The organism is Duganella sp. 1411 (assembly GCF_017833525.1).
Taxonomy (GTDB): Bacteria; Pseudomonadota; Gammaproteobacteria; order Burkholderiales; family Burkholderiaceae_D; genus Rugamonas.
This window is the reverse complement of the sequence record NZ_JAFICD010000001.1, coordinates 1-12,054: the sequence shown is the minus strand read 5'-3', so window position 1 is coordinate 12,054 and position 12,054 is coordinate 1. Positions and strand designations below refer to the sequence as shown.

General features: G+C 57.5%; 5 protein-coding genes and 1 pseudogene. All 6 read right to left on the bottom strand.

Annotated elements, in window-relative coordinates:
• Window positions 1-452 precede the first annotated feature (452 nt).
• Window positions 453-800 (bottom strand): Imm8 family immunity protein, encoded by a 348-nt coding sequence (locus JOD97_RS00025; protein ID WP_209712609.1) that lies wholly within the window; start codon window positions 798-800, stop codon window positions 453-455.
• Window positions 801-802: 2 nt separating this feature from the next.
• Window positions 803-5,215, bottom strand: coding sequence for a hemagglutinin repeat-containing protein (locus tag JOD97_RS00020; protein WP_209712608.1), 4,413 nt, complete (start codon window positions 5,213-5,215; stop codon window positions 803-805).
• Window positions 5,216-5,236: 21 nt separating this feature from the next.
• A pseudogene (locus JOD97_RS33185) lies at window positions 5,237-5,994 on the bottom strand (IS4 family transposase).
• The gene (locus tag JOD97_RS33180) at window positions 5,898-6,479 is read right to left on the bottom strand and encodes a transposase DNA-binding-containing protein (protein WP_373999758.1); all 582 of its coding nucleotides are present in this window, start codon (window positions 6,477-6,479) and stop codon (window positions 5,898-5,900) included. The pseudogene JOD97_RS33185 and the gene JOD97_RS33180 overlap by 97 nt, the downstream one beginning before the upstream one ends.
• Window positions 6,480-6,975: 496 nt before the next feature.
• Window positions 6,976-7,773 carry an Imm49 family immunity protein gene (locus tag JOD97_RS00010; RefSeq protein ID WP_209712607.1) on the bottom strand — a complete coding sequence of 266 codons (798 nt, stop codon included), beginning with the start codon at window positions 7,771-7,773 and terminating at the stop codon, window positions 6,976-6,978.
• A 22-nt stretch (window positions 7,774-7,795) separates the two neighbouring features.
• A partial coding sequence (locus JOD97_RS00005; protein ID WP_209712606.1) for a hemagglutinin repeat-containing protein occupies window positions 7,796-12,054 on the bottom strand: 4,259 nt, incomplete at its 5' end.

Sequence of the window (12,054 nt, the reverse complement as noted above, 5' to 3'; positions counted from 1 at the left end):
TAGTTTCGGGGCGAAAGCCGGTATGGCGGGTATAGCCGCCGCATTGCGCACTATCCGCCAAACGTTTTGCACTCGTCATGCCTATCTTTTCCCAATATTCCAAATTAGCTTTAACGGGTTCCAAATTCGTTGGAACAAACCCAAACCAACAGGGATACATAGACGTACATTTGTTCATTTCAGCATATTTTCGGAGGTCCATAACCGTCTGCCTCCAGCACCGGCCAGAATCAGGGCGGATATCAGGGTGCTGCGGCTGACGGCCCCTCGACAATCTGGGTGGTTCATTCACACCGGTCACAAACTTTTTGAGTAGGAAGCCCGGCAGGAGAAGACTCGCTTAATTAAATTAAAATTCCGTGGACAATGATTTGACTTCGTATGCATAGACGCCGTGAAAATTTAAGCTGTCCGCAATCTCCTTCAAAAATCAGCTTCGCCACTACGAAAAATCACGATTTATACCCATCATATTCCCATGACATATATGCAGCCAATTGTTTAGCCAAATCGCCCCAATTTTCAGCCTCGGCATTACTTATAAGTAGTTCAATCATATTGCGGATCGTCACAATATCAAACTCGTTGACCACAAGATGATTTCTTCCCCAAAAAGGACAATAATTATTCCGCTTAATCCATTCAGGGGTGCAAACATAAAACTCAAAATAATCACTACTCTCTTGCCCACTAGGGCCAATTCGGGCTACCAACCTAATATTGAAGCAATCGGATTCATCAGGCATATAGTTCTCAACATTCACTTCATCACATGCCAAACCTTTTAACGCCGCCTTCATGGCTACTCCTTTTTTACATTTAAATGCCCATTCGAGATCTTCTCTTTCACCCCAGTAACAGGGTTTATACGATAAACCTCAAAATTAGCTTGAATTCCGGTTGTCGCAAATTCCGAAGACTTTGCCACGGGAGTTCGATAGACTCTAGTCCCATCAGCACTTATCCAACCGCTGCCATCACTTGTGGGTTTCGCACCGTCCCCGACCCAAGTTTTCCCCAACTGCTCAGCCTCTGCTACAGTACCATTTCCAATTGAGAAATTGGGATTTTTAGTCCCACTACCGTTTATCGCATTAGCTAGCCGACTATCTTGTGCGGCAATATTCGCGAGATTTTCTGCTGCTAGCTGTTCCTTCAATGCCAACGATGTCGCGGCATTCGCTGTTCCATTGGCACCCACTGATTTGCCTAGGGACCCACCGACGACAATTTCGCCGCCTACGCCAAGGGCGACATCACGCCAATACTCAGGAGAGGTAATGACGGCCATGCCCGCGACAACAGCCTTATCCGTATTTCCCGAGGCAGCCTCCAGCATCGCTGATGCCATATCTAACGAGTACTGGGGCGACACTCTCAACATGAGTGCTTGAAATCCGGCTGGAGCATTCCTGAAAGCTTCAAAATCCAGAGATTCCATGATCGCCAGAGGTTGATTGGATATTTTATCCAACAACGTATAACTAACGACAGTGCCTTGCGCATCCGTGTTGACAGCTACGTTTGCACTAGGAGTCGCCATGAATCCTAAGACTTGAGAGCCCACACCGGACATCTTTAATATAGTCCCACAACCTGCTGCCGCAGTGTTGCTACGGCAATTTTCTGACGCCTTCAAATAATTTTGCCAATGCATCTGCCGGTTGTTCGTATCGGTGCCGAGAGCACTCGCTGCACCAGTTGTGCCGCCGACCAGCATTCCAACGCCCGCAGACATCAACTCGCCTAATCCTTGCACCACTGCTTTCGCTGCTTCATCCCCCATGCCCGCCCCAGCAAGTTGCGATATCGCACTAGTTTGCAGTTCGTTCAGTAATTTCGCAGACTCAGCAACCGTCGCAGCACCTGCAGCCCCACCAATCCCCCCCGATAACGCGCCACTGATCGTGTGCAATGCAACGCGGTATATCCCTCCATCTTTCCACTTCTCAATTTCTTCCGAAGTCGCACCTCGCTTGACCAGTGCCTCTATTTGCTTATCGGCGAAATCAGCAATAGCCTTTGGTGCCTGTTTGCTGAATTCCTGTGTGATGGCGACCTGCGAATCGATATCTTTCTGAAGCCGAGATGCATCCCAGCCTTTCGCCAGGGTACTTGCATCGGCAGTCTCGGTCGTTACTTCGCGGCTGACACTCGCAGCCGCAGCCTCTGCATTCTTCCCGGTCGCAAGTTGTTTGGTTTGATCTGTAATAACAACCAAACCGCCGCTAATACCACTAAACGTGGTGCTGCTCTGGCTGCCACTGGCCGAACCAACGCCGGCGCTGGCCGTGGGCTTGCCGCCCGCCGCCGCAGCCTTTTGCTGATCTTCCGATAATTTCCCCGGCGGCGGCTTCTGGTCACCAAGCGATCCACTTACCGATCCCGACAGCGAGAATCCACTAGCGCTGAACTCGTCCTTGTTCTGCAAATCGCTGGCCGTCAGGCTGCCGGTCATCAGCACGTTATTGCCCTGGTCGACGGCCACTTGGCTGCTGCTCATTAACCCGCCCTTCAGGTCCGTGTTCCCCGCTACCGTCACCTGGAACCCGCCATCGCCCGCCTTGATGCCGCTTTGCTCCAGCACCGACAGGAAGTCGCCGGTCACCTTCGATTTGCTGACGCTGCCGCCCACCGTGCTGGCGCCGTAGCAGAACGGCGGTATGCACAGGCTGGCATTCAGGCCCGAACTGCTTTGCTTGCTGTCGAACTTGCTGCTGTCCTGCAGGCTTTCGATGTTCAGATCGCCGCCGATGTCGGCGACCACGCTGTCGGCCGCGATCACGCCGCCTTTCAGCGTCGTGTCGCCACCGCTAATCACCGTCACGTTGTTGCCGGCGTTGACATGCGTGTTGGTGTAGCCGATGTCGTCCCCGTCCGCCTTGCCGCGCGCCTGGCTGACGGCCAGATCGATCGTGAAGCCGTTGGAGGTGCCGCCGATGCCGAACCCAATGCCGATGCTCGCGCCGCTGGACTTGTTGGTGCTGTGCTGGCTGACAGTGTTTTCCGCCGCCAACAGGCTGACGTCGTTGTCCGCCGACAGCAATACGTTGCCGCCGGCCGTGATGTCGCTGCCGATCGCCGTCAGGTTGCTGTCCTTGCCGGCGCCGGTTGCCGTGATGCTCACGTTGCCGCCGGCCGCGATGGTCGAGCCGGCCACGGTGCTGCTGGTCGAGACGACGTTGCTCTCGCTTTTGGAATTGCCCAGGCTGATGCTGACGCGCAGGCCGGCGTTCGTCGCATTCATCAGTGAACTGGCCGTATCCTTCAGGCTGGCCGCCGCGTTCAGCGCCGCAAGCGCCTGCATGCGGCTGTCGCTGGTACCTTGCGCGGCCTTGACCATGCCGCCCACGCTCTTGGCCGCCTCCAGCACAGGCGAGGTGATGGTGCCGCCGATCGCCGTCTTGCTGTAGGTCGTGTGATCGGTGCTGTTGTTGATATTGTTGGCCGCGTTGATCAGCACATCCTTGGCGACGATGGCGATGTCGCCTTCCGGCGTTTTCACTTCGCTCGACGTCTGCGTGTACTTGCCGCCCGCCTTCAACGTCACATCACCGCCCAGGCTGGCGATCTGGCTGCCCACCTGCGTCACGCTGTCGGCGGTGCCGTCGTTGGTGGTCTTGACGGTGCCCACCGCCGCCTGGAAACGCGTGCCGATCGAGCCGGACTTCTTGCTGCTGCTGGCCGATTCGCTGTCGACGCTGTTCTCGGCGCTGACGATGCTCAGGTCGCGCTTGGCGTCGATGCTGATGTCCTTGTCGGCCACCACCGTGCTGCCGGTGATAACCGTGTCGCGCCCGCTCGTGGCGCTCACGCTGCCGCCGCTGAGCACGCTGCCCACCTGCGTGACCGTGTCGCTGCGGCCGCTCTTGTTGTCCTGGCTCTTGCTGTAGCCAACGCCCTCGGTGATGTCGAGCGAGAAGCCGCTCTTCTTGTGCTCGGCGCTGTGGTTTTCGCTGCCGCTCTGGGCCGCGCTCGACACCAGCAGGTCGCGACCGGCGTTCAAGGTCAGCGCGTCCTGCGCCGCCAGCTGGCTGCCAGTGACGACGATGTCGTTGCCCGACTTGACCGTGACCGCGCCGCCGCTCACATTGCTGCCGATCACGTTGCTCACGCTGCTGTAGTCGGCCGTCGTGTCGCTGCTCTTCTTGAACGCGCTCTTCGATTCGCGGTGCTCCGCCACGTCGGACAGGTGGTTTTCCTGCACCTGCGTGATGCTAACGTCGCCACTGGCGGCCAGCGAGACGGCGCCGCCGGCGGCGATGTTGCTGCCGGCTATAGCCAATCCGCCCGCGCCCGCGTCGCCCGCCTTGATCGCCAGGTTGCCGCCGGCGGCGACCGTGGCGCCCACGACCGTCTGGTTTTCGTGGATGATCTTGTTGTAGCTCTTGCTCGCCGGATCGTTTTCCTGATGCGTCTTGACCTCGTCGACGACGGCGGCGATCGCAATGTCGCGTCCCGCCAGCATGCTGCCGTTGCCGGTCGCGCCCAGGTTCACTTGCGTGCCGCTGAGCTTGATATCCTGGCCCGCCTTGAGCGACAGGTCGCCGGTGGTGGAGATCTGGCCGACCTTGTTGGTGACGCTGCTGTCGTTCTGCCGGTTGCCGTTGACGTCGGCGACATAGGCGCTGCCGGTCTGCAGGGCGCTGAAGGCGATGTCGCGCCCGGCCTGGATCGCCGCGCTGGCGGCGACGATGGTGCCGCCGGTGTCGGCGACGTCGCGCCCGGCCGAAATGCCCAGCGCGCCGGTAGCGGTGATGCTCGCCTGGTTCGACAGCGACGTGTAGCTGCCGCTGGTGTTGACGCTGGCGTATTCCTGCTTGACGCTGAGCGATTGATTGATGACGTCGCGCCCCGCCTTCAGGCCGACATCGCCACCCTTGATGGCGCCGCCCTGGTTGACGATGTCCTGCCCGGCGATGAGCACGGTGCGGCCATTGCCGCCGTCGATGACGCCGCCACGGTTGACGATGCCCTCGCTGGTGTCGATGGTGACCCCGGCGCCGGTGACGAGCGCGCCGCCGGCCTTGACGGCGTCGCTGCCGGCGTGCGCCAGATAAACCTTGGGCACGAGCACCTTCTCGACGGTGCCGTCCGGCAGCATGACGGTTTCGGTCTCCATCCAGACGATGTCGCTGGTCAGGTGGCTGATCTGGTCGGCCGTCAGCGCGATACCACTGCGCGCCGCACACCGCGCCAATTCGGTCTTACCCATGCCTTTATACACAACTCGGCGTTAGTCGTACGCCGAGTTCATTTCTCGTAGCGCTTCAGCGACGAGTCGTATCTTGGTCAGTCCCTTCCAGATCGCTTTCACACCTGGTTCACCATCGCCTTTCCTTGCCAGGAAGCCGGCTCGCTGTGCAATAGCCTGATCACTTCGTTCAAGTCTGGCCTGGCCGGTTGGGGCTTCTTGGCCAGCACGTAGGCGGCCTTAATTTCGGCCCAATCGAAGTAGCGCCCGGCGTCCAAATCCTGACTGGTTCGTCCCAGGCGCATCAGATATGCAACCCGCCATCCCACGACCATGAACATGGCCAGGGCACGCTCCAAACGGTCAACGCCGGACAGTTGCAAGGCTTCGACTCGGCAGGCATTTTTCAGAATGTCGAACAGCATCTCGATTTCCCAGCGCGCCCTGTACCAATCGATCAATTCATTGACCTCATCGAGCGAGCCGGCATGGCGATTGGTCAGCAAGCGCCATTCAACTGCCTTGGTTCTTGCCGGCGCGCCCACCTCCCGCGCCACGATGCAGGTAACGGTGACGGCACCGCCTTTGCCGGCGCCCAGTTCCACGCGCCGGGCCCATAACTGCTGTCGTACCACCCGCTCTTTGACGCCATGGCGTGAGGCCATCGTAAAGCTGATCTCGCCCATTGGCGCTTCACGGGTCGTCACATCGAACAGCTTGCCGTGATCGGGCACGCAGCGATTGTGCGCGGCACGAACCAACCAATCGGCGGGATGGCCCAGGTGTTTTGCACGCTGCATAAGGGCATCAAATCGGCCTCGCGGCCAGCCACATACACCAGGCGCGTTCCCGGCATCTCCAGCGCCATCTCGGCGATACGGTCGTAGCCCTCCACCCAGCGCGCGCTTTCCTTCGGCCCATTTCGCTGGCCATCTTCATTTCTCTTTTCACGCGCCCACATCCAAGCGTCAACCACGCCCAGCGGTACGCGCGCAGGCGTCACTGCGTAGGTCGGATGCAAATACATGCCCCGTTGGCTTTCATAGCTCAACGGGCCGAGCCCCTCGATCTGCTGACCGTTGAAATTGAGTTCAGTCGTATCCTGCAAGCACAGCACCACAGCCTCGTGTTGCATCCGCAACTGCGTCCGCTGCCAGTGTGGCCCCATGATGTCGCGCCAGTCGACCGACTCGTTGCCAAGGAAGCGATACGCCGCAATGGTTTCACCCCAACCGTCGCACGCCTCGGGAATTCTCGCCGCCGGATCCGCTGCAAACCGCTCCATCAATATCCTCACTCGCCTGTTGAGGCGCGCGTCGCCAAGTCCAGCTGTGCAAATTCCGTTGCAGCCCAGTCTGCCGATTCCATTGTCAACGCGTCACCCAAAAGACGAGAGTAAGCGCGAAAAATCGGCAGTTTACAAGGGCAGAAGCGAAAATTGGCAAGCTAAGTTGATTTCAGGCTCGGCGATGCGCAGGCTGGACTTGTGTATAAGGACATGGGTATAGATAGCGCAACCGGCCTCACTCAGTAGATTTTTTAAGAATGAAACGCCCCAAATTATCGAAGAGCCAGCTTCTGGCGTCCGGCTCCGTTTCACCAGGAAGCTCGCTCGGTGCAATAGTCTCCTGACTGAAAGCCGGATAAAACGCCAGTGAAAACGTCACGACAGGAAAGAATCCTCTTCATTTTAAACCACCTCCAAAAATAGAGATTGCTCCCTTCCAAGCATAATCGTGACCGCAAAAAAGTTTCGACAACCTACTCCGACGCATTCATTCTTATGTAAACCAACGAGAAATTTTCCCGATTAGACCTTGCTGCGGCGGTATCCAACCCGGCTTCAGAAATTCATAGACATCGTCATAATTATCAAGAGGCACAACAGGCATCAATTCCGCTGGAATCATGGGACTTTCGATTTTCACTGGAATTTTTTTATACCAACATAGTTTTGCCTCTACTGTACCAAGATAGGCCATAAAGCCGTCGGTAATGACATCATGATTTTTCATACGGGCATGTTTTTGAATTAGATCCTCCAACCCACTTTGGTCTCGTTTAAGTAAAAGCGAGAAGAAGTCCTTTCCCGCTGACGCTTCCTCGCGAGCATGTCGTTTTCCTTTTTTCGCGATACTATCAATCATTTCTTCAAGTTTTTCATCGCTTCCACGAATTGCCAGTTGGAGCATATAAAAAAGCGACCGTATACTTTCCGGGTTATTACGTTCTTCCTTAAGTTGAGGCGTCTCTACTTCAGACATTGACTTGACTACCTCTGAGTTATCCGACAATAAAGCAAACATGATATCTCCGCTTAGCTCGAAAGTGGCCCCGCCACTTTCCCCTACACTAGCCAAGGTCAGCTTGCTAGCAAGGTAACAATGCTGTCTGAAAGCGTTCGTATCGCCTTGAACAAACCATGCATACATCGCTTTTGCCCGCCAATAATTACTCATGGAAAGCAAGATAGAACCGAGATGAACCTTATCGCGCCTATTATTAAATGAATCAGTCCACCTAGGCAAGAATTGTTCGTCAAATTTTATTAGTGCTACAAGTTTTTGTTCGCGACTCATTGAATCCATTTCTTCGCACCTTTTATTTTATCTTGATAACCCGCATTTCTTTACTATTGACTCCGGTAACCATTTTTATCAACTTTCCATCATCAATAGCTTTTTGAACTATTTTTGCAGTTTCCAAGGTGGCTGGATCTGTCGACAATTTCAATCGACCCAACACGTTCTTTATCCAATCATCGCTCATTTGAGCAGGAAGCCCAGTAGCAGAAGGCCCACTTAATTGAATTGACCCTTCGGCAGTCAATGGCTTTACTTCGTTAATATAAACGCTATCGCCTTTTATATACACGCCATCAAAACAGTTGCTACCACACTTCCCTTGCAAAGATTTAAACCCGTTACTCGAAAAATAGTTATTAGCCACAAACTCGCGTAAATCTCCGCTAACATTATTATTGGCCAGGCCTTCCAGTTGGGCGAGAACCGATCTCTGGCCTGCGGAAACGCCTAACGACATGCTTTCTTCTGTCATCTTTAGCGCGCTAATATTACCGCCGGCAGAGGTGCCGACCGTCCCAGCTAATCCAACGTCAAGGGACGCAAAATAACGTCCTAACGAGGCGACGGCTTTATTGGCGACAGCACCTCCCAACAGCAACTCTTCAGCCACATACATAGGTGTGGCCGACCCATTTTGTGCTCCGAAGACTTCGATACGAGTATTATCCCGCGCCTGCTCCCCCACAACAATAGAATCCGGCGCCCTGCTGAAGAGTGTATTGACATATTTGTCTAAAAACTGTGCTTGCGTAGCGCTGAAGTAGGTTTGAACGCTGCCATTCGCGGACGCTGTCTGCCCATTGACCACAATCACTTTCCCCATATCTGAGGTCAAGAGGGATTGCGCGATGCGCAGCACATCCATATATTCGGCAAATCTACCCCGTGCCCCTTCGCTATTGGGATCGTTCGAGGCTGCTGCTAATGTCTGGATGTATGCCAGGTTTTTTGCGCTCTCTTTCTCATCGACCAACCCTTTCGCCGTACGTTCCAGCGCATCTGCCCACATAATATAAGCCTTTGCCTCACAATCGGCGTCGCCGCGGCACGTCTTTTTCGCTTGCTCCTTTGCGAGAGTTTCAATCTTTGCGATTTCCTGCAAATGTAATTGACGATTGTTGGTATCTGTTCCCAAAGCAGACGCACCGCCGCCGATGCCGCCAACCCCCGTCCCGATCGCAAGCGACGTCGCCTCAGCCAATCCCTGAGCAAACATTTGCGCCGTGCCGGAACTCAGCCCCTGTTCGACCAGCGCGCTCATCGTCATCGACTGCAATTTTTCTAAATAGTCAGCCGAGCCAGCTACCGTTGCTGATCCAAGTGCCCCGCCAAGTCCACCAGTCAGGCCACCGCTCACGGTATGGAGCGCTATCCGATACACCCCACCTTCGCGCCATTTGGCAATTTCTTCATCGCTTGCGCCCGCCTTCTCAAGCGCTTTTATTTGCGATTGCGCAAAATCAGCAATTGCCTTCGGTGCCTGCTTGCTGAACTCCTTTGTAATCGCAACTTGGGCGTCCACCTCTTTCTGCAATTGCTGGGCGTCCCAGCCTTTGGTGAGTGAACTTGCGTTCGCCGCGGCGCTCTCCGTCGTTACAGTCTGGTCGATAGTTGCCAACACACCAGCGCCATCCTTGCCGGTCGAGAGCTGTTTAACCTGGTCAGTGATCACAACCAAGCCCCCGCTGATGCCGCTATGTGTGATGCTGTTCTGGCTGCCGCTAGCCGAGCCGAAGCCCCCGCTAGCTGTCGGCTGCCCCTGCACAGCTTTCATCTGCTCTTCTGTGTACCCCTTATCCCTCAAGCTCTTGTTGTAATCGGTCTGATTTCCCAACTGTCCGCTGACCGAACCGGATAACGAATATCCGCTGGCGCTATACTCATCCTTGTTCTGCAAATCGCTGGCCGTCAGGCTGCCGGTCATCAGCACGTTATTGCCCTGGTCGACGGCCACTTGGCTGCTGCTCATTAACCCGCCCTTCAGGTCCGTGTTCCCCGCTACCGTCACCTGGAACCCGCCATCGCCCGCCTTGATGCCGCTTTGCTCCAGCACCGACAGGAAGTCGCCGGTCACCTTCGATTTGCTGACGCTGCCGCCCACCGTGCTGGCGCCGTAGCAGAACGGCGGTATGCACAGGCTGGCATTCAGGCCCGAACTGCTTTGCTTGCTGTCGAACTTGCTGCTGTCCTGCAGGCTTTCGATGTTCAGATCGCCGCCGATGTCGGCGACCACGCTGTTGGCCGCGATCACGCCGCCTTTCAACGTCGTGTCGCCACCGCTAATCACCGTCACGTTGTTGCCCGCCTTCACGTGTGTATTGGTGTAGCCGATGTCGTCTCCATCCGCCTTGCCACGCGCCTGGCTGACGGCCAGGTCGATGGTGAAGCCGTTGGAGGTGCCGCCGATGCCGAACCCGATGCCGATGCTCGCGCCGCTCGACTTGTTGGTGCTGTGCTGACTGACGGTGTTTTCCGCCGCCAACAAGCTGACGTCGTTGTCCGCCGACAGCAATACGTTGCCTCCGGCCGTGATGTCGCTGCCGATCGCCGTCAGGTTGCTGTCCTTGCCGGCGCCGGTTGCCGTGATGCTGACGTTGCCGCCGGCCGCGATGGTCGAACCGGCCACGGTGCTGCTGGTCGAGACGACGTTGTTCTCGCTCTTGGAGTTGCCAAGGCTGATGCTCACGCGCAGACCGGCGTTCGTCGCATTCATCAGTGAACTGGCCGTATCCTTCAAGCCGGCCGCCGCGTTCAGCGCCGCCAGCGCCTGCATGCGGCTATTGCTTGTGCCCTGCGCCGCCTTGACCATGCTGCCCACGCTCTTGGCCGCCTCCAGCACAGGCGAGGTGATGGTGCCGCCGATCGCCGTCTTGCTGTAGGTCGTGTGATCGGTGCTGTTGTTGATGTTATTGGCCGCGTTGATCAGCACATCCTTGGCGACGATGGCGATGTCGCCTTCCGGCGTTTTCACTTCGCTCGACGTCTGCGTGTACTTGCCGCCCGCCTTCAACGTCACATCACCGCCCAGGCTGGCGATCTGGCTGCCCACCTGCGTCACGCTGTCGGCGGTGCCGTCGTTGGTGGTCTTGACGGTGCCGACCGCCGCCTGGAAGCGCGTGCCGATCGAGCCGGACTTCTTGCTGCTGCTGGTCGATTCGCTGTCGACGCTGTCCTCGGCGCTGACGATGCTCAGGTCGCGCTTGGCGTCGATGACGATATCCTTGTCGGCCACCACCGTGCTGCCGGTGATGATCGTGTCGCGCCCGCTCGTGGCGTTGACGCTGCCGCCGCTGAGCACGCTGCCCACCTGCGTGACCGTGTCGCTGCGGCCGCTCTTGTTGTCCTGGCTCTTGCTGTAGCCAACGCCCTCGGTGATGTCGAGCGAGAAGCCGCTCTTCTTGTGCTCGGCGGTATGGTTTTCGCTGCCCGTCTGCGCGGCGCTCGATACCAGCAGGTCGCGACCGGCGTTCAAGGTCAGCGCGTCCTGCGCCGTCAGCTGGCTGCCGGTGACGACGATGTCGTTGCCGGACTTGACCGTGACCGCGCCGCCGCTCACATTGCTGCCGACCACGTTGCTCACGCTGCTGTAGTCGGCGGTCGTGTCGCTGCTCTTCTTGAACGTGCTCTTCGATTCGCGGTGTTCCGCCACGTCGGACAGGTGGTTTTCCTGCACCTGCGTGATGCTGACGTCGCCACTGGCGGCCAGCGAGACGGCGCCGCCGGCGGCGATGTTGCTGCCGGCTATCGCCAATCCGCCCGCGCCCGCGTCGCCCGCCTTGATCGCCAGGTTGCCGCCGACGGCGACCGTGGCGCCCACGACCGTCTGGTCTTCGTGGATGATCTTGTTGTAGCTCTTGCTGGCCGGGTCGTTTTCCTGGTGCGTCTTGACCTCGTCGACGACGGCGGCGATCGCAACGTCGCGTCCGGCCAGCATGCTGCCGTTGCCGGTCGCGCCCAGGTTCACTTGCGTACCGCTCAGCTTGATGTCCTGGCCCGCCTTGAGCGACAGGTCGCCGGTGGTGGAGATCTGGCCGACCTTGTAGGTGACGCTGCTGTCGTTCTGCCGGTTGCCGTTGACGTCGGCGACATAGGCGCTGCCGGTCTGCAGCGTGTTGAAGGCGATGTCGCGTCCGGCCTGGATCGCCGCGCTGGCGGCGACGATGGTGCCGCCGGTGTCGGTGACGTCGCGCCCGGCCGAAATGCCCAGCGCGCCGGTAGCGGTGATGCTCGCCTGGTTCGACAGCGACGTGTAGCTGCCGCTGGTGTTGACGCTGG

Excerpts from the sequence above, each read along its gene's own strand:
- JOD97_RS00025 (WP_209712609.1), bottom strand. The coding sequence starts at position 800 with ATGAAGGCGGCGTTAAAAGGTTTGGCATGTGATGAAGTGAATGTTGAG.
- JOD97_RS00020 (WP_209712608.1), bottom strand. The coding sequence starts at position 5,215 with ATGGGTAAGACCGAATTGGCGCGGTGTGCGGCGCGCAGTGGTATCGCG.
- JOD97_RS33180 (WP_373999758.1), bottom strand. The coding sequence starts at position 6,479 with ATGGAGCGGTTTGCAGCGGATCCGGCGGCGAGAATTCCCGAGGCGTGC.
- JOD97_RS00010 (WP_209712607.1), bottom strand. The coding sequence starts at position 7,773 with ATGAGTCGCGAACAAAAACTTGTAGCACTAATAAAATTTGACGAACAA.